Here is a 24,254-nt window from a genome sequence, read left to right on the forward strand (position 1 = left end):
CCAAGTCCCATATATGTTTCGCAGTACAACGTAATCCCAACACTCGTTCGATTGACTGGACCGCTATGCGCAACGATCCGCCTGTGTTCAGGATGTCATGCGGCATCGACGGAATCGGAAAACCTCACTGCCGCGCAACATCGTGTGGAGTGGATCCTTCGGCCCGGCCTGTCGGAGCGTGGCCGATACAGTCGCGTGATCCAAGCCGGTCGTCGACCTCTCATTCATCCCCATTTGGACACTTTGAGTCAGATGTCACCTGCGCTCATGCACTTGTTCAGCACCTAGCCGTGGGTCGAACATACCAGGCCTCCTGCTCCACCTGTTCGCATCAAACACGCGCCGGGGCTGCGGGCAATCTCCAGGGGCTCGCAATGACTCCCCCGGAGCACGCGCTCTTGAGAGACAGCCGTTACCTGCTGCACTGAGGCAAGGCCTGGCGTTAACCAGTGATCTCCGCTGACCGTGCCGCATGAACCGCCAACCGGAAGAAGCGGTGGATGCCACCCGGATGCGGGCCCTGGATCAGGGACGCCAGGCCCACAGTGGGTACAACCGGCGCTACTGCCGGGGAGGCCGGCCCCTGGTCCTCCCTGACTGCCATCCGGGAACGGCGTCGTCCAGGAGTTTGAGTTTCACGGGGTCGAGTTCGCCGCGGCGGCGTTTGTACCGCTGGGTGTGGATCCAGACCCCGAGGGTGTGTTCACGTTCCGAGTCGGTCTTCCGGTGGCGGGGCCAGTCGTTGCCGTCCTCGCGGTAGGCGATGAGCTGGGCGAGGCGGTGGTGCCAGCGGACCTCGTCCTCGGCTTCCCTGCGGTTGTCCAGCCACCCGGGCACCCGGGCAAGCCCGTCACGGTAGGCGGGGGCAAGGGTCCCCTCGGCCGCTTCGCGCCGGCGCACCGACAGCCACCGCGCCATCGACCGTTCGCCCCGGTCGCCGGAACGGCCTTCAGGGAACCGGCCTTCGGCCGACACCCAGGCGATGACCTCCTTCATACGGGCGAGATCCCTGTGGGACGGGTAAGGTACGGTACCGGCGACGGCCTGATGTTTAGCCTCGAGTTCCGGATCCAGGCTGCGGGCGATAACCAGGTGGTATCCGACGACGGCGGGCGGTACGCGGACGAGGGCAGCGATGCGTTTCCGGCTCAGCCCGAGCCGGTACATCAGCACCCATTCCGCGTCAGGAGCTCGCCGCAACCGCCTGTCCATAATGGACCTCATCCTGCCACGGCCGGGCTGGGAGTGCAGCCGACACCGGTCTACTGCTGTGCTCTCGGGCGTCCCGCTGGTGCAGTCGGCCGTCTCAGCCGGGCGGTTGGGGCCAGGCGCCGCGGTCACCGCATCCTCGGACAGGTAGCCGTAAGCACAACACCCAGGCTGGACCAGCTCGACCCTCCCCACACTCAGCTATGAAGTCCCGCCTGTCCGCGTCCATCCTCACCTGATTGGTTCCTGGTGGATGATGGCTCCGTTCGCGGAGCATCAGGCGAAGTTCTGAGGCGGTGGCGTTGAGGTCAGCTTTAGCTCCCGGCGGGCCCGGTCCTGCCAAGCGACGGTGCGGCCTCTTCCCAGCAATACCAGACGGTCCCCTAGATACCTTGCTGATCGCTATCGTTAGATCCTCGGCTGGGCCCAGCCCTGCTGGGTCCGCTTCAGCTATGGGGACAGGAATCCGGGTAAACAGTTTCCCCAACGCACAGCGCGTAGATTAACCGGGCAGCGTCGGTATTCCTCAATGTCCCATTCGGAATCGGGTGACGCGTTCGACGTTGTCGGCAGGGATCCATGCCCAGTGAGCGTGCCGGCCGTCGTCTGCCCAGCTCACAAGAATGTGTGAGGGGTTCCAGCTTTCCGCGACGGCGTAGACAGCGACTGTGCCGCCGCCAGCGAGGGGCAGGGCGGCTAGCACTTTAGGAAAGTTTCCGTAGGCCCATGACTTTGTGTCTTCCGGCTGGTGGTCCGGGTCCGGTCTTAAGTACTCGTGCGTTTCGCCGTCGAGCGTGAATGAAGCCATGCCGTAAACATACGTGCCTCGGGTCAGCATCCGGGCTACGGCATCCGGGTCGATTTTCACCTCGGGACGCATACTAGGCCGGGGGCCTGACAACCCGAATCGCTGCAAGGACAGGCGGAGCAAGCTACCGTACTGTCAGTAGCCTAGGTTCAGGAACAATCAATTTGGGGGAAGCCATGACTGCGACACCGAACTGCAAGCCTTGGTGCACTGACCATCAAGATTCCGGCATGAGCGAGTGCTACACGCGTTTCGTGATTTACGATGACGGCACTGAAGAGAAAACGGCGCCCGCGCCGGGATCCCCCGCTGCTCAATTGCAGGCCCTCGGTGGGTGGCCCGCAGACATCTCGTGGATCGCTTTTGTCGCGAGTCAGGATGAAGAAGACGAACACCCCATAATGGACCTCCAGTTCTTTGAGGCCGGGGATGATGTGGAACAAAATTCCAGCTTGCACGTGGAACTGGACGGACTGAAGGCTCTTCACTCAAACCTCGGCGCCATACTCAAGAATTTTTCGTAGCCGGCATGAACTGCGCTGCAGATGGGGCGACTAAGCGGCCCCGGTTCCTGACAATTGAACAGGTTGCCGATGAGTTGAATGTGGGGCTGCCTACCGTGCGGATGCTGCTGAAGTCCGGAGAGCTTCGGGGGATCCAGATTGGCGGGCGTGGTTATCTTGTGCAAATTGTTCAGTCACGGCCAGTGCTGCCCCGCAATCATTGGGCAGTGCCACTGACGGTGTTCAGTTTTCTGTGCGGTTCGTAAGGAACACTAGGGGATCCAGCTGCATAGTTTGAGACGGCGATTCGGCATATGAGCGATTCCTGGGTCCATTGGCTCTCTGCGAGATCCTGAGAAGCGGACGGTCCGACTGAAGCGAGAAAACACTGTCGCTCAGCCATTTCGCTGGTTTGTAAGCCGAACGCTGTGGGGGCACTTTCCCGGCTGGCCTCCAAACGGAAGCCGGAGGCCGGTCACTGGCGGAGTGCCCGACCCTGGCATGCAGTCCCTGTTTCACTTGAGTGAACTGTCCCGACGTGCCGGGGGGTGGGGACATTCCATGATGTCGAACGGCAGTGTCACGCTAAGGGCCCGGGTGGTATGACTTGACCATGACGGCGGATACCGGAGATCGTGCGACGTGGATGGAGCGGCTGCGCAAGGCGGCAGGATCGGGGGAACCAGTTGATCTGGCTCCGGGTATCATCGACGACGAGGCCGATCCGCCCGACGTCGGCGCCGATGTGTTCGCACGGCAGCTTCCCGCCGAAGACATCCGGGCACTGCTGCTGGAACCGGACCTAAGGACTGATCCCCGAGGTCTACAGGTCCGCGGAGCACTCGTGACCGGGACACTGGACCTCGACCACGCGAAGATCCCCTGCCGCTTGGTGTTCACTCACTGCCGGTTCGAAACTGCGCCTATCTTCGAGCAGGCAACCCTGCCTGAACTGGTCCTCGAAAGCGTTGCACTACCGGGCCTTTTGCTGCGTTCAGCCCGACTGACCGGTGACGCCGACCTGACTGGCCTCCGCTCGACAGGGAAAGTATCCGCACAAAACATCCACATCGGCGGCAACCTTCTCCTGAGAGGGGGAAATCTCAGCAACCCGGACGGGGACGCGGTGAGCCTCGACGGGGCCGACATCGCTGGCAGCGCTTTCCTGGACGGGCTGGTGGCCGACGCTGAAGTCCGGGCCCTCGCCGCCCGCATCGGCAGCCAGCTCCGCCTGAAAGGTGCGCACCTCAGCAACAAGGGTGGGAACGCGCTGACCCTCGACGGGGCTTACATCACCGGGGACGCGGTCCTGGACGGCCTGGTGGCCACCGGCGAAGTCCGGGCCTCGGGCGCGCACATTGGCGGCCAGCTTGTCCTGAACGGTGCGAACCTCAGCAACAAGGGTGGGAACGCGCTGACCCTCGATGGGGCTGACATCACCGGGGACGCGTTTCTGGGCGGGACTGAGCAGGCTGACATCACTGGGGACGCGTTCCTGGACGTGCTAGTGGCCACGGGCGAAGTTCGAGCCCGCGGCGCGCACATTGGCGGCCAGCTTGTCCTGAGAGGGGGGAAGCTCAGCAACAAGGGCGGGAACGCGCTGACCCTCGATGGGGCTGACATCACCCTCGGCGCGTTCCTGAACGGAATGGAGACTACCGGAGAATTCCGGGCCGTCAGCGCGCGCATCGATCACCGACTTGTCCTCTACGGGGCGAAGCTCAGCAACCCGGACAAAATCGCGCTCAATCTCTCGGGTGCGACCCTCGGGACCCTTTTCCTGAAAGGTGCCCACATCGCGGAGGGTCGAATAGATTTTTCCTTCGCGTCCATCCGCATCCTGTCGGTGGGGGTGACAAAACCCGACAGGGGGCTGCCGCCCCTGTCGAGCGCCCTGGGCTGGACGCTGGGCACGGTCCACGGTTTCCTGCGGAGAGACTGGAGAAGTGCCTCCGCATGGCTGGACACCATCGATACCCTGCCCCGCACCGGGGGCAGGAAGGAATTCGAGTCCCAGCCGTGGAAGGAGATGGCGAAGATTTATGACCAGATCGGACGGCCAGAAGATGCCCGCCGGTTCCGGTTCTGGGCTGCCCGAAGGACAACACGGGTGGCGCCCTGGACATCGAAGCTGGTCCGATGGCCGTACGCCGCGCTGGTCGGATACGGTTACTACCCGCTAATCGTTATCGGCTGGCTGGCTGCGCTGTGGCTCACCGTCCTAGTACTGAGCTGCCTTAACGCCTCGGCGTTTACCCCCAGTGACTCCCGCGCCTCCATGGTCACCATCACCACGAACAACGGCTCGGAAAGAGTTCCTGCCACGGGAGCCACTGAACCTCCCTCCAACTACCCGCAGTTCAACGAGGGTCTGTACGCTGTGGACACGGCCATCCCAGCGGCTGCGACCGGCCAGACCAGTGCATGGCACATCACCGGAAACACCTGGCTGCCGGGCGTTTTCGCCGCCATCAAGGGCTTCGCCTGGCTGCTCACCGCGCTACTGCTGGCCGGCATCACCGGAATACTGCGCAAGGACTAGAAGAACGGCCAGACATCCTGGCAGCTCGGCCACAGGCGTCCCGAAACCCAACAGGCACCAGACCTGACCGTACTCACGCTTGTTGCTGCATGAGACGGTCCCCACCGGCAAGGGCGCCGATGCTCCGATTCAGTGCGCTTGGGGATTCCGGTGAAAGCGCGCGCAAAGGTACCCGGGCAGGTGTCATGTCTGCCACCGCTGCCATCCTCACACGCATGGGAAAAGTGTCAGCAAAGGAGGGGGATCCTGCCCAAACGCACGATCCTCACAGCAGGAATCGAGTCAGGATAAACGCGGGTTGTGGCGCGTTGCAAACGCTGACCTGGACAATTACGTCGCCGAGGCATACCGGGTCACAGCGGAGAAGATCGCGGCCGGGGAAATCGAAGACGGCGTGCTGCCATGACCCGGCATCACGAGCACGCCGACGCAAAGAGTAGAGGGATGTGACCCCCTAGCTGTGCTGACCAAGGACCTTGGTTGGGTGAATGTGCGGACTCGCTTCGCAGGCCAACCGTAGACAGCTCCATGTAGCGGGCTCGTCCGAATTGAGCACCCTCGTCCGTCTCCGTGCTGTCAATCCTCTTCAGCACGTTGGAAGCTGCCTGCGCCCATACATTCTCGTGCGCGTTGCCGAACCCGCTGCCCGAAGGGGCAGTTCATGCCCTCGCATCTTTCATGCTCAACTGTCGGGAAGGAGAATGAATTTGGGTGGCATGGAGGGACTGGATGAACACGCAAACTCTTCTCGAGGTCGGTCGAGCGCCGGTCACCCAGGCGCGCCTCCGGGGTAAGCCAGTGGTCGGCTCGAGGCCCGACCCGCTGGCCGCCTTGGTCTTGGGGCTGCAACGGACGGCCGGCAACGCCGCCGTGGCCCGACACCTGCCTATGCAGCGATCTTCGGCGGTTGGCCGAAATCACCCGGGTGCCCTCGAACTCCAGCGATGCGGTCCTACCCCCTGCAACTGTTCGGACGAGGAGCATGCTGAATACGCGGCGAAGCATCTCGAGGAGGACGTTCACCAGCAGGATGCCGAGAATCCGGAGACGGCCCAGGCGCCACTGCAGCGAAGGGCTGGGGAGGGTGACTCTTCGGGCTTCCTATCGCCTGTTCATGCGTTGCTTACATCGGGGATCAGCCCAAGACCCAACACCACGGCAACGTCGAACGCCCGGGTAGCAACGCAGTCGATCCAGGGTCGATCGCTTGCGGGCGCGACAAATCACGGGGCTGTTCGCACCTCCACACTGCCCACTAGTAACGTTGTCGCGCAACGAGTGATCCCGTCGCGAGTGAAGCCCGGAGACAATGCGACGTCTCGGGCAGCAAAGGCTGCTCTCGACCGCGCCCGCAGAGAAGCGATACTGGCCTACAAATCGCGGAAGGTCACCTGGCGTCAATTCGTCGAAATACACGCACGCATTCGAAGCGCGGAGGCTGCCCTTGAGATCTACCGGGAAGCGATTGGGACGACCGGCGGTGGCGGGTTCGGGCCCGTGAGCGCTACCACGACGGTCGGGAACCCGCTTGCGGTGATCGTGGCTCTGGGTGCTGCTGTGCTCGCTTCGGCCGCGCTTGCTCCGCGGCCCACGCCTGGGAGCGAAGACGTGAGCGCCGCAAAGGAACTGGGGCGACGACTGCGCGAGCTCGGTCGTCCCATCGACCCAGTGGTGCCACCGACGCCCGATCGAGCGCCACGTATCGAAGACCAGCCCGCGGCACGCAGGAAGGACAACTGCGGTGATCCGAGAACCATCTGCGTCGCCCCCGGAACGATCCTAGGGTCTGACATCGCGGCGATATGGGGCAATGTCGCCGAGGAACTCATACAGAAAGACTTCTGCCGTGTCTTGGGCGAGGGATGCGTGGAGGGTGTCGATGTCTACTTCGACGAATCCGAACGAGCCGACCTGCTCACGCTGGGGCTGGTGCGGCACAATCCGCACCTACACCCGAGGGAGGCGGAACTCCGCAAGCGCGTGCGGTCGCAGAGCAGACCAGACATCGTGAGCTTCGCTTCTCCCCGCGAGTACTACGAGATCAAGCCGTACTCGCTCACCGGTGTCCCCGCCGGCGGCGCCAAACTCACCCAGATTGCTGGGCTCATGGCAGACTTCCGACTGCCTTATGGGCCAGGAACCGCATACAACCCTAAGCACACCATTCCCCTGGGGCGGTCATTGACCGTGAGCGGATGCCCGTTCCAGGTTGATCTCAAACCGACACTCGTCACGCCTGGGCTCTTGGTGTACCAAGTATGCATCACGGGCCCCTGGGGGGTCTTCGGCCCTGGAAGCGTGATCGTCAACGTCGCGCGCATCCACAAGACGATCGCTGAGACGATCAAGAAAGGAGGACGGTGACCGCCCCTGTTTGCACGGAGTCAGTAGCGTTGTTGGTGCGGATCCCGGCGCCCCGTTGGACCACCGAGGAAGGCCTTCCAAACCTCCAAAGGCGAAACGGGGCTGAACCCACCAGTTCCGCCAATACACCGGCTGGTGCCGGCACAGCACCCTCGCAGCTCTTGCCCAAACCCCTTCGAGCTACGGGGTTATAGAAATAGCCACCGGCGCCGGCCAGCTTTCTACGCATGGTCTACGTGAATGCGCCAGTACCCGCAAGGCCGCCAAGCTCCGGAAGGCCAGCCGTCTGATCTGGGCTGCTGGGGGCAGCCAGTGGAGCAGCACCGGTGCCAACGGCCGCGGCCGAACCGCAACCGTCGACCAATCCTACGCCTTGCAAGAAGCCCAAGGCGGTGCGGGCGGCGCCGGTCAATGACTCTGGCGCCTATGCGTTGCGAGCTGCTACGACGTGGGGGCCGGCGGCCAAGGTCCGTCAAAGGAAGGCGAGCCCGGTTACACGAAGCATCTGGATCCAGACGGCGATGGAGTCGCCCGCGAGTCCCGCCCGGCTATGCCAGCTTCTTGGATGTTCCGAGGCCCGAAGGTCGGCCGCCAGGGCCTTCATTGCGGCGGCGGGCTACTCCGGCTCTGTACCCTCGCCGAACCACTTGTGTGCTAGACGGTGGCCACGAGCTCAGGAATGATGGACTCGCCCTCGGCAATCAGCTGGGCCAAGCCTTCCATCCCCGGGTCATAATCGGTCTCCGGTTTCTGCGGTCGACAGTGACTCGCCTCGTCGCATCTGGTATGCGAGCGATGTCGATCTCGCGCTCTACTGGCTCGGCGAACCGAGGCCGTAGTCATATATTCCATCCCGCAGCAAAGCGGGGAGCCGGGGTAAGCGAATGTGACGGTCCTCCCTGGGACTGACCTGGCGCTCCTGATGCCTCGTTGCTGTGCGTATCGATGCCTCCCGGGGGCAACGATTCGCGGCTTCCCGCCGGGTTACGCCCCCATTGGTCGTCGGCCCCCACGGTATGGCGCTTTCGTTACCGCCGAATCTGGAGGGAGGAGTAGGGCGGTAACTGGTACTTCAAGCACGTCGGCGATATCCCAAAGTCGCTCGTAAGCGACGCTCTTCCGTCCCCACTCGATGCCGATGATCATGTTCCGGCTCAATCCGGACTCCAGGGCCAAAGCCTCCTGAGAGAGCGCCTGTTCGAGCCGCAGCTCTCGTATTCGTGCCCCGACCATCGCCCTGCGTTCCGTCCACCGGCTTGTCTGCTCCTCGGAGGACTGGTGCGGGCGGGTGGGCATTTATCCATGTCAACTGACAACGTCAGTCTTGTCTGCTCTACTAGTGATACATGCATCAATTCGGTCCATCTCATGGAGAGAAAGACGGTGCGAACTATGGAAGCCCACGAGCGGATGCCATGATCCGCGCGTACAAGTTCCGCATGTACCCCACGGCGAAGCAGGATGACTCGCTCGTTGCGATGCTGAATGACTTCCGGTTCCTCTACAACGCCGCCCTGCAGGAGCGCAAGGGCGCCTGGAAACAGTCCCGGGCAAGGATCCGGTTCGCCGGCCAGGACGCCCAGCTGAAGGACATCCGGGCGAACGACCCGGACTACTCCCGCTGGTCCTATGACGCCGAAACGCAGGTTCTCCGCCGGGTCAACCTGGCTTATCAGGCCTTTTTTCGCCGGGTGAAGGCCGGCGAGAAGCCGGGCTATCCGCGGTGGAAGCAGGCTGGCCGCTTCAATACGGCGGACCACCGCAACGGGGGCGGGGCCAAGTGGATCCCCGCCCAGGAGTCCAGCCAGGGTCGGGTCTACCTCCAGGGCGTCGGTCACGTGAAAGTCAAACAGCACCGCCCGGTCGTGGCCCTGCGGATCACTAGGATCGCCGTCAAGCGGGAGGGTCGCAGGTGGTATGTGGTGCTCTATGCGGAGCAGGACCTGCCGGCGCCGCTGCCGAAGACCGGCGCCGTGGTCGGCATAGACCTCGCCACCGGGTCCAACGGCCTGGCGTACACGTCCCGGGGGGAGCGGATAGGGAACCCGGCCTACAGGCGGGCCGCCGAGGTCACGGAGGCTGCCGCCCAGCGGGCCTTGGACCGCACGAAGTCAGGGTCTCGTACCGAGCCGGAATCCAACCGTCACCGCAAGGCCCGGGAGAAGGTTGCCGGCGTTCACCGGAAGGTCCGCGACCAGCGGCGCGATTATCTCCACAAGACGTCCCGCCGGCTCGTGGACAGCTACGACGTCATCGTCGTCGAAGATCTCAACATCGCCGGCATGACCCGACGTGCGGCACCGCGGCCCGACGGGGCCGGCGGCTACGAACACAACGGAGGGAGTGCAAAGACCGGACTCAACCGGTCCATACTCGATGCAGGCTGGGGAATGTTCCTGGGCATGATACGCAACAAGGCTGAAAGCGCCGGTCGTGAGTTCATCCAGGTCAACCCCGCCTACACTTCCCGGACCTGCCCTAAATGCGGGCACAAGGAGAAGGCCAACCGGAACGGCAAGGTATTCCAGTGTCTTTCGTGCGGGCATCGGGACGACGCCGACTTCAATGCGGCGGACAACATACTCAGGGCCGGGCTTGCCCTGCGCGACACGTCGTAAGACGCGTCACGAGAAGCCTTCTCGGAAGGGTGAGTCACTTGACGTTCTCGAGTATATCGGTCGGTCACTGTGTGACGCCTACTGCGGAGGTCAGGTCACTATTCCTTGTCATCGTATCCAATTACCTGCACGTCACACATGGGTCACACGTCCGGCAAGTCACAAGTGAGGTTCTGTCAAGAGCAAATGGCCGGCCCGCGCATCGTCAGCACTGACATAGACATCTCGCTGCAGGACACCCATCACCCCGCGGAAGTGCGGGCCGGCGGCAATGGCCAGGACGTTGGCCTTGGTGGTCAGCGCTAAATCGACGACACGGACTTTCCAAGCCCTTCAGATCCAGGACACGCTTCAGGGCGTCAAAGGAAAGCAGCGCAGGGCCGCTGAGTGGCGTCCGAGCGCCGAGCAGGAAGTCGTCGACCATGTCAAAGTGGTCGTTGTGCTTCCTGGCCCCGGAACCGTTGTGATCCGGGGCCCTGCACGGCCGGGCTATTTGTTCTTGCCTGCCCCGGAGGACGCATAAGACTCAGCAACAGGTGATCCGGGGGCTAGGTTCAGTTCATCCGTAGGAGGCATCCCAAGCGTCAGCGGCCTGGGTCAGCGTGCGGTGAGCGCCGCGCTGGTCCGGGAGACGGTCGTGTAGCCGAACCGGTGACGCGGACGCGGCGGTCCACCATCAATTGTGGACCGCCACGTTGCTTTCTCTCATAGCCCTTGGGTCCGAGTCGGCCAGCTCGGCCAAGGGCTCGTCTTCGTCCCTCCAAATGTAGAGGTTCGCTGTGTTGACCGGGGCCGCGAGCGGCGTCAGAGCCCTCCACGGAGATGCGCGCACCCACCTTCTGGCCTTGGCCCGGCCGAAGCCGCGCGCCGCACAGCTGTCTGGACCGGCGCCACTTACCTACGTTGTCTTAGGTAATGACGACGTTGATATGGTCTTACCGGCACTTGGAAGGTGCCGGTGTCGGGACGCTGGCGGTCAGGCTGGGGGCCTGCCCGGTGCTGGACTAAATTGGCGGTGAGCGGTCCTGTCGCGGGACCATGCGCCACCTATCTGGACGGGTGGGGGTGACCCCCCACGCGTCCGGCCGTCCCGCCCGGCCGTCATAGCGGTTCGTATCGCGTACGGGTTTAGAAGCCATTAAATAAGATTTATTCCTGCACCTTGATGGCCGGGGCGAACGACGCCCCGGCAGCGTCCCGGTTCGGTAATCCATCGATCCGTCGGCCTTTGTGGGCCGACGGGTCAGGAACCGCACCTGACGCGGTCCGTCCGCGACACATAATGTGTCGAGGACAGTTCGACACCCCGCATACCGGTTGCCCTTGGCGGGCAACCGTGTCGAATCGAGCCGGCGTTGCCGTGGTCGCCAATGCGACCACACGGCCTAAGAATCTTTCGTGTTATTCGTCCCGGAAGATTTTGGCATCAGGGCGCACTTGGCCGCAGCGCCCTGATGCCACTGGACGGCCATAAAGTTCGCAAGCCTTACGGCTATAGCTCTCTTTATTTAGAGTGGGATTTTTAGAAGGGCGGCTTCTGGCCCTGCCAGGGATGCCATGGAGGAGGGTCCAGTGCTCCGGATCGAGGCTGTCCCACCACGCGATTTCGTCGGCTGTCCAGGAATGCCAGTTAACCGGTGTTCCCGCAGAAGCGTTGGTCCCGGGGATGAGAAACGTATGGATGGAGCTGTTGTCGAATCTGGGCTGACCCTCCAGAAGGCCGGCGGCGCGAGCCCTATTCCAGTGGTCGATGAGAGTGGACACATCCCGTTTCCCGGTGAGAAGACACAGGCTTGCCCTGTCAATGGTGGTTTGGTTGCCGACGGAGTTGTCGACCATGACATGCAGCGTTCTCTTTACCGGGCTCTTTAGTGATGACCCGTCGACCACCTGGCGGTAGCCCGCGATCGTACATAACACGACCGAGAGGTTCGCCGCTGCGCGCCGTTCCATATACATGGACCGGATACTTTCTTCTGCCTCCTGGGCTGCGTCTTCGGTGCGGAAAGATGTATCTGACAAGGATTCTCCAGTCGAGAGGTCGGCCATCGTCATGGGCCGACTGTGGAAAGAGCCGGGGGAAGAGGGCATGCGCCATAACGGCGCGGAGGAATCAGTAAGGGGAATGCCGCCACAGAGGGGCGGCTGGGGAAGATCATCGGCGCTCGAGATCTAAGGCAGGTTGCCAGCCCTACCGTGATCCCCAGCTACTGTGAAGAGGCCTGGTGAAGGTAACTGCAACATGATCCGGATGACCCATCCCGACCGCATGAGCTTCTATCCGACGTCATGCGAGGAGGCCGGCTCCACCCACCCGATTCATACTGTTTAGCTGCGCGCACCGCAGAGGCATCTGGTGAAGCTCTATGGCGAAGAAGGTCTCTGCGCCGGCCATCGGTACCGTTGTCAGAAATTCTCCAAACAGGACCTGTTACGTGCCTTTTTGGCGCCCGCGGCGAAGCAGTCGCGCCACGGAGGGAGGCGTCGACCTACTGCTCCGCGCTTGAGGGGCCGCAGTAACGGCGCGGTAACGCGCGGACGTGTCTAATCAAGCTCAGCGCCGGCTCTGGACCAGCCGGTTGGCGCCGTGCCAGCAACCCGATCACGTGGTCGCGGTACCGGCTTTCCGCATGGAATTTCGACGCGACGGGTCGGAGGCGATGCATTGACCGCAGAGGAGAAGTCACTGAGTACGGCCCTGGCTCGCAGCGGCGCGCCAGTCGGCGGCCGTGACGGGCTGCGGCGGTCGCCTGGCCCGAACTTCGCGGCCCCACCACTGCCTAGCATTGCGGTGGCCCCCACTGTCACCATTCCGAAGGGCGGTAGCGCGGCAAGGGGTATCGGCGAGAAGTTCTCCGCGAGTCCGGCGACAGGGTCCACACACCTTACGATTCCATTGCCGCTGAGCCCGGGCCGTCCTGGATTCACGCAGGATCTTTCGCTCACATATGACTCTGGGCAGGGCCACGGCGTCTTCGGGCTCGGCTGGGATTTGGCGCTGCCGGGAATCTCGCGGACGACCGACAGGCGGGTGCGCCGCTACGACGAGGACGATAGGTTTCTGCTGTCCGGGACTGTGCACCTCGTGCCCATGTTTGACGCCACAGGCAAGCCAGACGAGCATCCACGGACGGCCGGCGGTTTCAGGTATCCTGTACTGCGATACCGCCCACGAACCGAGGTGTTGTTCACCCGCATCGAACGTTGGGCCTGCAGCGAGCACGTCTTCACCTGGCTGATTTGTGCCAGTTACGACAACAAGGGCAATGCCGGCGAATACGAGTACGTTGCCGAGAACAGTGACGGAGTGGATCTCACCGCCGCGCACGAACAGCACCGCGGTCCGGGCTGCTTCGCCAATCGCTATCTCAAAGCTATGCACCACGGGAACCGATACAGCCAGTTTGTGCACGAGACTCTGGCACCGGACCGCTGGAGGGTCACGCTAGTCCTCGACTACGGCGAGTACCGTGGGGACAACAGCGCCCCGGACGACTCCGGAGAGCGCGATCGCCGGCAGGATCCCTTCTCCCGCTGTCGGTTCGGCTTCGAGGCACGGACGTATCGTCTGTGCTGCAGACCGCTGATGTTCCACCACTTCCCGCGTGCAGCCGTCGGAGCGAATTGCCCGGTGGGGTCGATGGCGTTCGCCTACCGGCACGACGGCAGCGCGACTACTGCGGATCGGCCAGGTCAGCCATTGGGATCGGTCTTTGAATCGGCGACGGTCTACGGCCATCGGGGTGGTCCGGCGGGCGGCTACTTGTCCCGCTCTCTGTCGTCGCTTGAGCTGGGGTACATGGAGGCTGTCCAGTCCGATCAGGTACATACTTTTGACGCTGCGAGCCTGGAGAATCCAGCGGGTATGAATTCGTGGACCGTGATGGTGATCCGGCCCAAGGCAGCATGGCTGCCCAGAACGGCGCCTGATACTACAAGCCTGCGCTCGATGAGGCAAGATACGGTGCGCTCCAGACGTTGCCGTCCCGTCCCGCGGTTTCGCTGGCAGATCCTGGGACCCGGCTAATGGATCTGGCCCGTGACGGAAGTCTTGACGTCGTGCATTTCGTCGATCCCGCGCCGGGGTTCTTTGAGCGGACCGACGACAGCTGGGCGCCGCATCGCCCCTCTGTCTCGATGCTGCAGATCGATTGGAACGACCCTAATCTGTCGCTCGTCGATCCAGCCGGGGACGGCCGCGTCGGTGTGATGATCATGGAGGGGGGGAACAGTTATCAGAATCCCATACCGCCTAACCCGACGGAGAACGATCTCATGAATTATGCACGAGATTGGCGTTGAAATGACCGACCCAACAGATTCCGCGATGGTGCTCAATTTCTCCGTGTCGGGAACGGTGCACAACCAGAATCAGCAGCCCCTGCCGGATGCCCGTGTAAAAGTGTTCTCGGTGCGGCTCCGTGAGGAATCGCTTGTGGGAGAGGCGGTTACTAATGGGGACGGCGTGTACTCGATTGACGTGGAGTGGTCCGAGGCCCTGCGGGTTCGCGTGTTTGATGACTCGGTCGAGCTGGCAGCGTCCCCGGTCCGGTTCCCCGCATTGGACACGGAAGAGTTCGACTTCAACGTAGAGTCGTCGATCGTTGTCCCATCAGAGTACGAGCGGGGTGTGGCATCAATTCAGGCTGCTCTCGATGGGCTTGACCTTCAAAACGTTACGTCGGAAGACCTCTCCTTCCTCGCACACGAAACGGGAATCGCGGAAACCCAGCTCAATGACCTGCTCCAGGCCGCACAGCGATCCTCCGGCGGTGATCGCCGGCGACGGGTCGCCCCCGGCCTCCCTTCTGCAGCCTGGTACGCGTGGCGGCGCAGCGGGTTTGACGTCGATGATCCTGCTTTCTGGGAACGGTCCGTGGACGAACTGACGTCGTCCATCAGCTCCGCGGCGGAGCGCGGGATCGTCCCGAAAACGATGCAGGATAATGCGCAGGAGCTGAAGTCGCATATCCGGTCGCTCCGCGCGGAGTATCTGCTCGACCGGGAGCCCATCGCCGGCGGCGATACGGTTCGGGATCTGCTTGCGACGTCCATGACGCCATTGACGGATGACGAGGAGAGGACCGTCGCCGAAGTACTCAACGATCGACAGGCCAGCGCCAGCCAGCTCGGCGGCCTGCTGCGAGAGGCGGGAGTCAAACCTGAGACCGTCGATGCGGCCGTCCTGACCATGAAACTCGCGGAGCTTGCCGAAGGCCAAGCATCCACCGTTGGCACGCTGCAGGAGCGTGCCGGTGCCGGTGTATCGCTGATCGGACTTGCCGAACTGCCACCGGATGAGTGGCTCGATCTCGCCTATCGCCATGGCGCGCCGTCATTTGAGGGCCCGCAGGCGTACGCAACACGGATGCAGCATCAGGTCGAGACCCTGCATCCCACGGCAACTCTGAGGGCTCGGCTGACGGCGGGGTCCATTCGGTTGCCCATTTCTGGCGGTGACCTGGTGGCGCCGTTCTTGGCTGACCACCCCGAGTTCGACATATCGACGAGTCCTATCGACACGGCCATCGGCGCCATTCCGGACACCGACGGAGTGGACAAACCGGCGCTGGTGCGGGCGCTGAAGACCGTCCGCCGAATTGGCTCCGTCACGACCGGCTGGGACCACGTGGATGTACTGCTCCACCGCGGCGTTGATTCGGTAGAACGGATCGCCGCCATGGAGCCCGGCTACTTCGCATCGACGGTCGACGGTGCCATCAACCCCGCCGAGGCACAGATCATCCTGGAACAGGCACAGATCGTCCAGCAGACCACTGCCGCCCTCGTCGGCGTCCTGCGTGCCGGTTCGGCTCAAGGCATCGCGGTCCTGGATCATCCCGTCGAGGCCTCCGGCGACCGGCATCCGTCCCTGCGGGCTCTGTTCGGCCCGCTCGAGTCATGCGAGTGTGGCCATTGCCGGTCATTACTCAGCCCGGCGGCGTACCTCGTCGAGCTTCTCAGCTTCCTTCAGCAAGGGTCCTCGCCCGCCTTTAAGGCGTTGCTGGCGCGCCGGCCGGATCTGGTCGATCTCGACCTCTCCTGCGCAAACGGTGAGGTGGCGATCCCGGCGGTCGATGTTGCCCTCGAAGTACTGGAGAACGCGGTAGCGCTCCCGCTGCGCATCGACCTGCCGCCCGGTGCTGACCTGGGCGCTGAACTGGCCCTCGATCCGTTGCCCGACGAGATCGTGACGGTGCTGAAACGCACGGCACGTGACGTCGCTGGCAACCTTCGCGCCGTTAAGGAACCGCAAGAGCTGCAAGGGGAGGGCCCCTCGGCCTGGACGATCACTGACCGAGACCGACGCTGGACCGTGCATGCACGCCCGGAAGCTATCACCTTTGGCAGCTCAACATTCGCTGCGCGCAAGGTCTCGGCGGCGGGTCTGGATACGGAGCAGGTCAGGCAGGACCTCGATGCCGGAACGATACCACCCCTGCTCGACCGGCACCTGCGAGACTCCATGAGCGCCGAACCCATCTGGCAGGCCGCCGTCCGGCCCATCTCGGTGTCGACGACCCAAGCCGGGCGATCGTGGACGATCAGCTATCTGTTCCACGTCATCAAGTCCCCCGCCTTGGTCAACGCCACCGGCGACGTGTCACTCACGCTGAGGACGTCCGACGGAACCACGCTGACCGACAAGACCTACTCATCAAATGCCGTTTCTGCCACAGAATCCGAGCTCGCCAAGGGGCGCCTTGGCGGCCTGCTCACAATCCTGCTGCCTCTTGGAGATGATGTCCGAGTTGCGGCGGGCCCAGCCCCCGGCAGCTTTATGACGTCGTTCGTGCTCCGCTTCGAGATAAGCTACGCGCCACGCTCGCTCATCGTGGCTGCGCTGACCTACCAGAGCGCGTCCGGCCAGGACCTGAGGCCGGAACCGCGCAACAGAAACCCAGCAGCCTATGAGGTCCTTCGCAGCGCCACGTTCCCGTGGAGCCTGCCACTGAACCTGCCTCTGACGGAGGTCCGCGCCCTGCTCGAGCGAGCCGGCGTGAATCGCCGCACTTTGCTCGAACTCCTCCTTGCTGCCCGCGGTTCCACAAGCACTGCCCTTGCACGCGAGACCCTCGGCATGTCGCCAGAGCTGGCCTATGGGGTTACACATCCGAGCACTGAGCCCGTGCTCTGGAACTTTTGGGGGCTCAGCGTAGACGGCGGCGGCATGGTGAGCATCATCGATTCCTCCACCACTGAAACGGTTACCGGCACACCGCAGTCGGTGCTGGCCAGGATCTCCATCCTGATGCAGCAAGCGGCTCTCACCCATCAGGAAGTGCTGGATGTCGCCAACTCAGCCTTCGTCCGCGGGTCCGGGAGCACACCATTGGTGTTGCCGCTTGCCGAGTGTGTTCCGAGCAAGCTGCATCTTGAACCCGTCGACCCCGGCTTCTTCGACCGGTTCCACCGCTTCGTGCGACTCCGGGGAGCACTCGGCTGGACTACAAGCGATGTCGACGCAGCGCTGACGGCCTTCACCACTGGCGGACTGATCACCCAGGACACACTCCGCCGACTCGCCACCATCACGAGACTGCACGAGGACACTGCCGCACACGTCGGAAAACTGATCAGTTGGTTCGCGCCGGACGGGCCGGCGAGTCTCCCCGCCGGGGAGCGAGCGGCCGACATCCGCCGACTTCTCGGCCTCAACGAGGCCGACTACCAGCGGGCGCTCCGGCTTACCGGAGTGAACCCGCTCACCGGCCCCGATGAGACCCGGCTCCTGATTAAGGCTTTGAGCACGCTTCCGCCCGGCCGCTTCAGCCTGCGTGAACTCTGCTACCTGGGTCGGCACCTGCAAGACATCGCCGGGCCGGCTGATGAGCCGCTGTACTCCGAGGCGGGGCTCAGCATCGCCCTTAGCGACAGACAGATCAACGCCATCCTGTCCGGACTCCGTGCAGCATCTGCAGCCATTCGCGACGGGGCAAACCTGGCCAACCCCGATCCGGCGGCCGCACTCACCGGTCTGGGATGGTACCCAGCACTGATAGGTTCCATCCTCGACGACCTCACGGCTGACCTGTCCACGCCCACCCTGCCCCCGACTACGGCAGAGATGACCGCGCTACGGCGGCGAAGGGCGCGGCTTGCACGACGGCTCCGGTGGGCCTCCCTGCCAAAGCTGGTGTCACAGTTCAACGACGCGTTCGACCCGGGCGTGGTCTTGCCGCAACAGTTCATCGGAAGAATCCGGCTGGAGCCCGGAGATTCAGCCTCCCAGACCAAGATCGTGGTCGATGGCTGGCTCGACCCGTGGGACACTGCCGTCCTTCAGCCGGTCCTGGGTGCAGCTGCATCGGGTGCGCTCGACGATCTCGTCGCACAGTCGAACAACTGGCCCGATCCGCCAGCGAAGGACCGCCTTTTCAGTGAGGACGCGCTGGGACAGCTCTATGCGGCGGGCAGTACACCCGCGGACCGTGTCGGCGTCCTCATGCTGGAAGTGGTGCGGCGGCTGCACGTCGCGGCCGCGACGTCCTATTTGGGGCAGGCGCTGCAGCAGCCGGAGGAGCTGATCCGCGGCGCCTTGTTCGACATGCTGGCCGATCCGGCTGACGCAGCGGATCCGGCACGGTCAGCCTTCGAGGCCCTGCTGGCGAATGATTTCATCTCGATCGACCCGCGCACGCAGCTCAGCGCTGCCCAGTATCCGGGTCAGTTCGCAGCGATGCGCAAGCTCAACAAAGTCTGTGTCATCGCCAGCAGGACCGGGCTGCAGATCGAGCAGCTGCTCGCCTTCCAAGGAACCGGACCGGCGGTGGCAGGACGGCCAGGCGGCATGGCGGTCATTGACCTGAACGGACTCCCGTGCGGCGTGTCCAGCGATACGGCAGTACCGATCGAATCGTGGCTTCGGCTCTCGGCATTCGTGGACCTCCGAGGACGAAACCCCGGCGGATCAACCATGATGAATGCCTACCTGCAAGCTCTGCTGGTCGCCGGTCAAACCGGAGACCAGCAAAGGACGGCGGCGCTCTCCGTGATCGCCGCCGCGGTGAAGCAGCCTGCCCCCCAGGTGAGGTCGGCCGCTGCACAGATCGAGATCTCCGGAATCACATGCCAGCAGCCGGAATATCTGGAGCACCTGTTGCGCCTGCTCGACGCCCTGAAGCGGTTGCGGGCCACTGTTAGCCAGGCGAACACACTCGTCGCAGACGGCCTGACCGTAGAACAGGCAGAAGCCGCTGCTCAACTAGCCTATTCACTGCTTCGTCGGCGCTACTCCGACACGGCATGGGACGACATCATCCGCCCAGTCTCGGACAACCTTCGGATGACGCAGCGCGACGCGCTCGTGGCCTATCTGGTGCATCGTGATCGGCTTGCCACAGCAGATGCGTTGTACGAGCACTACCTCATCGACACGCAGTCGGCGCCAGCGCTGATCACTACGCGGCTGCTGGTGGCGACCGAGGCGATCCAGTTGTTCGTCAACCGGTGCCTGCTGAACCTCGAGCCGCAGGTCCCCCCCGGCACCATCAACCGCCCGCAATGGGAGTGGATGGAGGCATACCGGGTGTGGGAGGCGGCGCGGAAAGTCTTTCTTCGGCCACAGCATTGGCTGCGACCGGAGCTGCGCCTGGACGCAAGCGCCGCGTTCCGGGCAGTGCAGTCAGCATTTGCTCAATCAGAAGCGACGCCCGACGGCGCGCGCAGCGCGTTGCTGGGGTACCTCGACGATCTGGTCGATCTCTCGCAGATCACGATCCTGGGAGTCTACGAGGACGACCACACGAAGCCTGGAAGGTCCGACCTTTATCTGGTGGGACGGGGAGCCAACCCGCCGTATGCACACTACTGGCGGGTCTGCGAAGACGTCGGGGACGGGGGCCAACGGTGGCGGCCGTGGCAGCGGGTGGACCTGGATGTCGTCGGGTCACACGTAGTCCCTTTCGTCCTTGCCGGGGATCTCCATCTGGCCTGGGCCATTTTCCGCAAAAACACCAGCCAAGCGCCTGGAGAGTGGGAAATCCAGCTGACCTGGGCCAAGCGGACCTCGCGGGGCTGGACTGACAAGAAGGTGGCGCCGACGACGCTCACCGTGGCAGCCCTTTCGGGCGTCGATGAACACCGCCATTTTGCTTTCAGCCTCACGCATGCCGATCTGCCAGACGTGTCTGGAGTCGCGCAAGGCTTGCCCGCCGGACTTCTCGATCAGCGCGTTGCCGTTATCTCCATGTTCCGTGCCGAGGATCCGAAAACGGATGGCTTGAATCCCCGCCCCGACGTCATCACCAGCGTCGACGGCAGCCCAGGCTCGCTCAATTTCTCCTGCGACGTCGTCTTCGAGGACATCAACGGAAACCGCTGGCCCGCAACTGACGTCTTGGTCAGCGTCGCATGGGGGAATTATGGAGCCGGGCCAGGAGCCGTGACCAACGACCGCGGCCACGTTTCGCAGTACTTCACCAAATGGCCCCGGACCGACCTTGACGACATCTTCGGTCCTAACCGCCCCCGGCCGGCGGACAACGACATTAGCCTCAACTTCTACAAGTACCACGGCGGACTGTTCTTGAAAGTCAAGCGGGGGACCTCGGTGTATCCGCAGGATGCTGCGCGGAGCAAACCGATCAAGACCTGGAGCCCTCAGATCGTACTGGATCCACCGCCCGGTGTGTCAAAGCCGACCGGCATCGACGATCCCGAGCGTCCGCTCAGGACCGTGGCGGCCGGCAGCTTCATCATCCGCACTGACCGAGACGCGACCTATCAATCCACGTGGAACGGGCAGCTGGCACCACCGCTGGGGGCAGACACAAAGCCCGCAGGTGAGCCCTACGACAACGGGTTCCGCGAGCTGTATAACCGCCCGGACGACGAATTGGCTTTCCGGACTCCAGGGTCAATGACGTTGGCGAGGGTGCTTGCCGCCACGCCCGGCCGGTTCGTGATCGTCGGTGGTCCTTCCGGCAGCAGCCGTTACTGGCACTATCAGGACAGTGCAAGCAGTTTCCTGATTAGGGTGCTGGCGGCGGACCGACTCGTTATCACTGCGGACAGCACCCGTTTGAGTATGCGCCACAGAACATTGGTGGCCCGAGATGTAGCTCAGCTCTACCTGCCCAGCGAGCAGGCGATGCGGGACGACGGACGAATCATTATAGAGACCAATCGGCCGGGCAACAATATGCTGGCGGATACTTCTGTGCTGGAACAAGGCGTTAACTTTGATCGCCGCAGTCCGAGCGCGGATTCCTATTGGGAGACGTTCTTCCACGTGCCGTTGCTCATCGCCGATCGCCTAGGGCAGGAGCAGCGCTACGCCGAAGCGCAGCAGTGGCTGCGCTTTGTCTTCGACCCCACGAGTGAGGAAGCCCGTCTGGCAAAACATTTCGACCCCAAGCTGTACTGGCAATTCCGGCCCTTCCGGGAGACGACCATCCCGGCCCGGATCGAGGAACTGGTGACCTGGCTGGCTGATCCGTTCGTGACGAGCCCGGCCAAGAATGCCTTCCAGAGCCAGATCGAGCAGTGGCGGGGCCATCCGTTCGAGCCGCACGAGGTCGCCCGGCTACGCATCGGCGCCTACGAGTGGCAGGTCGTTTTGGCCTATGTGAAGAATCTGCTTGCCTGGGCTGATGACAGATTCCGGCGCGACACCCGAGAAGCACTGGTCGAGGCGCTGATGCTTTACATCGAGGCGTCGAATCTGCTCGGTCCGAGGCCAGGCCGATCGCCGGCGTCCCTGACCCCGGAGCCCCGGTCGTACCGTGCGCTCAAGGGACGGTGGGACGAGTTCGGCAACGCGTGGTACTCGGTCGCAGACTCGCCCTTCATTAAGGCGATCCTGGACTACATCGCTGACCTCAGGGCCAAGGGTGTGCCGAATCTGCCAAGCCCGGCCCAGGTCATCGCCCAATTGAGCACCATCGGGGTCACGTACTTCTGCGTTCCGCCGGACGAGGTGCTCGAACAGTACTGGGACACGCTGGAAGACCGGCTGTTCAAGATCCGACACTCCCAGAACATCGACGGCGTCGAACGGCAACTCGCCTATTACGCGCCGCCGATCGATCCGGCGCTGCTCGTCGAAGCGGTCGCCGCTGGAGTCGATATCGGCCAGGCCGTCGCGCAAGCGAATGCAACTCTCTCGCCCTACCGGTTTGCGGTGTTGGTCCAGAAAGCGAACGAACTGTGCACCGAACTGAAATCCCTTGGCTCACTGACACTTTCAGCGCTGGAGAAGCAGGACGGGGAGAAGCTCGCCCGAATCCGCTCCGAGCAGGAAGTCGGCCTGCTCGCCCTGGTTGAACAGGTGCGCAAAGATCAGGTCGACGATGCCGCCGCCAACCTCGCTGCCTTGCGCGCTTCGCGGGAGGCCGTCGCAAGCCGCTATCGCCACATCCAATACCTGCTCACGGGACAGCCAGGAAAAGAGCCGGCCGAGGGTGTGGGTATCGCTGAGGCGCCGGCGAACCTTGCCTTCGTGGCACCATCGGCCACCGACCAAGACGTGCAGGGACTGGGCCTGCTGCAAGCCGAACAGGATCAACTCGGCCAGATGCGAGAGAGCTTGGGCCGTTCACAAGAGGCCGCTATCACCAACATCATCGGCTCCGTTTTCTTCACCGTGGGTTCGTATCCGGTCACTGCGTCAATGCAAGGCTTGGGGCATGCCGCGAACGCGTTGGCAGCGGTGTCCAACCTCTCCGCTACAACCGCCAGTGCCAATGCAACTCGGGATGCCATCCTGAGCGGCTACCAGCGTCGTCGCGACGAATGGGTGGCGCAAAGCAACGCGGCCCTACGCGAGCTCGGTCAAATCGACAAGCAGATCGCCGCCGCGAAGATCCGAGAAAGCCTCGCAGACAAGGAGTTGGCCAACCACCGGCAGCAGATGACAAACGCCGGGGCGATCGACAGCTTCATGCGATCCAAGTACTCCAACACGGAGTTGTACACCTTCATGACCGGTCAACTGGGTACCGTTTACTTCTCGGCGTACCAGCTGGCCCTTGACCTCGCGCGGCAAGCCGAGCAGGCGCTCCGCTACGAGCTGGTCCAGTCGGACACCTTCATCCGCCCGCACTACTGGGACTCCCAGCACCGCGGTCTGCTCGCGGGTGAACAACTGACCCAGGACCTGAAGCGCCTGGAGATCGCCTACTTCAAGCGCAATCAACGCGAACATGAGTTGACACACGACATCTCGTTGCGGCAGCTCGATCCTGCCGCCTTGCTTGAGTTGCGAGCCACCGGCAAGTGTAGATTTCTGGTACCGGAGTGGCTGTTCGATCTACGTTCGCCGGGTCACTACCTGCGCAGACTCAAGACTGTAGCGCTCAGCCTGCCATGTGTGGTCGGACGGCACACCGCCGTCCATGCCCGTCTGACCCTGGAGCACAGTGAAGTGCGGAGAAGTGCCAGCGCGGCAGGGACGTACCCGCGTACCCAGACCGACGACAACCGCTTCACCGATGACTTCGCCCTCGCGGAAACTGTCGTCACGAGCGGGACAGTCGAGGCGCCCGGCGTCTGGGAGCCCACCCTAACAGGGGAGCGGCGAATGCCCTACGAGGGCCGAGGCGCGATCTCAACCTGGCAGTTGGAACTACCGGCCCAATTCCCAACCTTCGACTATGCGACCATCACCGACGCCATCCTGACGATGCGCTTCTCAGCGCGGGATGGCGGTACACAGCTGCGTGGCGCCGCCGTGGGGGCCCTCGTCTCCGCATCCGCGAACACGGCGGACACGCCCCATGCGCTGCTGATCAGCCTCAGCCAGGATTTCCCCACCCAGTGGGCTCGACTAACGGCAAGAGGGGACGGCAAACGCACTCAGGACATCACAATTGCCCGTAATCGCCTGCCCTACTTCGTCGCCGGCGCGGCGACCGACGTGAAGATCAGGCGTGTGGACGTATTCGGGGTGGCCGCCGATCCCTCCAGCGACCCAGGCGACCTGAGCTTGCCGGCGCTTAGGATCGCCAAACAGAAAGTCCCCTTGACCGAAGCCGCACCAATCGAGGCCGCACCCCTCAGCCTGATTGCACGCGGAATCGCTGAGGGCCTCTCGGCAGACATACCTGAGTCCGAGGAAGCAGATGCCGCCACTTGGACGATCTCCGGTGCGAGCAGCGCCCTTCGAACGTTCACCGACCTGCAATTCGTCATAACATACTCCGCAGTCCTTGCAGGCAGTGATGAATGACTGTAGCGAAGAGCTCGCAGAGACAAGCAGCGGTGATGGT

Annotated in this window: 12 protein-coding genes and 1 pseudogene; 9 read left to right on the forward strand and 4 right to left on the reverse strand. The window is 63.3% G+C overall.

All coding sequences use genetic code 11. From position 1 onward, the window contains the following. Positions 1–561: 561 nt before the first annotated feature. A complete protein-coding gene (locus AC1D2F_RS13965) occupies positions 562–1,200 on the reverse strand; it encodes a helicase associated domain-containing protein (RefSeq protein ID WP_476966963.1) in 639 nt (212 codons plus the stop codon). A 535-nt stretch (positions 1,201–1,735) separates the two neighbouring features. Then, on the reverse strand, positions 1,736–2,017 hold the full coding sequence (locus AC1D2F_RS13970) for a hypothetical protein (RefSeq protein WP_476966964.1): 282 nt from the start codon (positions 2,015–2,017) through the stop codon (positions 1,736–1,738). Positions 2,018–2,247: 230 nt separating this feature from the next. Between AC1D2F_RS13970 and AC1D2F_RS13975 the strand changes: the two genes are divergently transcribed. The 5 genes and pseudogenes from AC1D2F_RS13975 (at position 2,248) to AC1D2F_RS13995 (ending at position 8,084) form a co-directional block, all read left to right on the forward strand. After that, positions 2,248–2,541 carry a hypothetical protein gene (locus tag AC1D2F_RS13975; protein WP_476966965.1) on the forward strand — a complete coding sequence of 98 codons (294 nt, stop codon included), beginning with the start codon at positions 2,248–2,250 and terminating at the stop codon, positions 2,539–2,541. A gap of 5 nt (positions 2,542–2,546) precedes the next feature. After that, positions 2,547–2,690: pseudogene (locus tag AC1D2F_RS13980) on the forward strand (excisionase family DNA-binding protein); the annotation flags it as partial. Positions 2,691–3,133: 443 nt separating this feature from the next. Further along, entirely contained in the window at positions 3,134–5,062 is a 1,929-nt protein-coding gene (locus AC1D2F_RS13985; RefSeq protein ID WP_476966966.1) for a hypothetical protein, read from the forward strand. A 1,293-nt stretch (positions 5,063–6,355) separates the two neighbouring features. Next, positions 6,356–7,426: a hypothetical protein gene (locus AC1D2F_RS13990; RefSeq protein ID WP_476966967.1), complete on the forward strand. Its 1,071-nt coding sequence runs from the start codon at positions 6,356–6,358 to the stop codon at positions 7,424–7,426. Between the two features lie 448 nt (positions 7,427–7,874). Further along, positions 7,875–8,084: an excalibur calcium-binding domain-containing protein gene (locus tag AC1D2F_RS13995; RefSeq protein WP_476966968.1), complete on the forward strand. Its 210-nt coding sequence runs from the start codon at positions 7,875–7,877 to the stop codon at positions 8,082–8,084. A 326-nt stretch (positions 8,085–8,410) separates the two neighbouring features. Here AC1D2F_RS13995 and AC1D2F_RS14000 read toward each other — a convergent pair whose 3' ends face one another. Then, entirely contained in the window at positions 8,411–8,722 is a 312-nt protein-coding gene (locus AC1D2F_RS14000) for a helix-turn-helix domain-containing protein (protein WP_476966969.1), read from the reverse strand. A 119-nt stretch (positions 8,723–8,841) separates the two neighbouring features. Between AC1D2F_RS14000 and AC1D2F_RS14005 the strand changes: the two genes are divergently transcribed. Further along, positions 8,842–10,044 (forward strand): RNA-guided endonuclease InsQ/TnpB family protein, encoded by a 1,203-nt coding sequence (locus AC1D2F_RS14005; RefSeq protein WP_476966970.1) that lies wholly within the window; start codon positions 8,842–8,844, stop codon positions 10,042–10,044. 1,401 nt (positions 10,045–11,445) lie between these two features. On the opposite strand, the gene AC1D2F_RS14010 is transcribed toward AC1D2F_RS14005, so the two are convergent. After that, positions 11,446–12,099, reverse strand: coding sequence for a hypothetical protein (locus tag AC1D2F_RS14010; RefSeq protein ID WP_476966971.1), 654 nt, complete (start codon positions 12,097–12,099; stop codon positions 11,446–11,448). A 736-nt stretch (positions 12,100–12,835) separates the two neighbouring features. Between AC1D2F_RS14010 and AC1D2F_RS14015 the strand changes: the two genes are divergently transcribed. The 3 genes from AC1D2F_RS14015 to AC1D2F_RS14025 are packed head-to-tail and all read left to right on the forward strand — an operon-like array spanning position 12,836 to position 24,214. Continuing rightward, positions 12,836–14,071, forward strand: coding sequence for a SpvB/TcaC N-terminal domain-containing protein (locus AC1D2F_RS14015; protein WP_476966972.1), 1,236 nt, complete (start codon positions 12,836–12,838; stop codon positions 14,069–14,071). Further along, positions 14,071–14,346 (forward strand): hypothetical protein, encoded by a 276-nt coding sequence (locus AC1D2F_RS14020; protein WP_476966973.1) that lies wholly within the window; start codon positions 14,071–14,073, stop codon positions 14,344–14,346. The genes AC1D2F_RS14015 and AC1D2F_RS14020 overlap by 1 nt, the downstream gene beginning before the upstream one ends. After that, complete coding sequence (locus tag AC1D2F_RS14025; protein ID WP_476966974.1) at positions 14,327–24,214, forward strand: Tc toxin subunit A-related protein; 9,888 nt, start codon at positions 14,327–14,329, stop codon at positions 24,212–24,214. The genes AC1D2F_RS14020 and AC1D2F_RS14025 overlap by 20 nt, the downstream gene beginning before the upstream one ends. Positions 24,215–24,254 lie beyond the last annotated feature (40 nt).

This window comes from Arthrobacter sp. P1_B3, assembly GCF_056406615.1.

Excerpts from the sequence above, each read along its gene's own strand:
- AC1D2F_RS14020 (WP_476966973.1), top strand. The coding sequence starts at position 14,071 with ATGGATCTGGCCCGTGACGGAAGTCTTGACGTCGTGCATTTCGTCGAT.
- AC1D2F_RS13970 (WP_476966964.1), bottom strand. The coding sequence starts at position 2,017 with ATGGCTTCATTCACGCTCGACGGCGAAACGCACGAGTACTTAAGACCG.
- AC1D2F_RS13985 (WP_476966966.1), top strand. The coding sequence starts at position 3,134 with ATGACGGCGGATACCGGAGATCGTGCGACGTGGATGGAGCGGCTGCGC.
- AC1D2F_RS14000 (WP_476966969.1), bottom strand. The coding sequence starts at position 8,722 with ATGCCCACCCGCCCGCACCAGTCCTCCGAGGAGCAGACAAGCCGGTGG.
- AC1D2F_RS14010 (WP_476966971.1), bottom strand. The coding sequence starts at position 12,099 with ATGACGATGGCCGACCTCTCGACTGGAGAATCCTTGTCAGATACATCT.
- AC1D2F_RS13975 (WP_476966965.1), top strand. The coding sequence starts at position 2,248 with ATGAGCGAGTGCTACACGCGTTTCGTGATTTACGATGACGGCACTGAA.
- AC1D2F_RS14005 (WP_476966970.1), top strand. The coding sequence starts at position 8,842 with ATGATCCGCGCGTACAAGTTCCGCATGTACCCCACGGCGAAGCAGGAT.
- AC1D2F_RS14025 (WP_476966974.1), top strand. The coding sequence starts at position 14,327 with ATGCACGAGATTGGCGTTGAAATGACCGACCCAACAGATTCCGCGATG.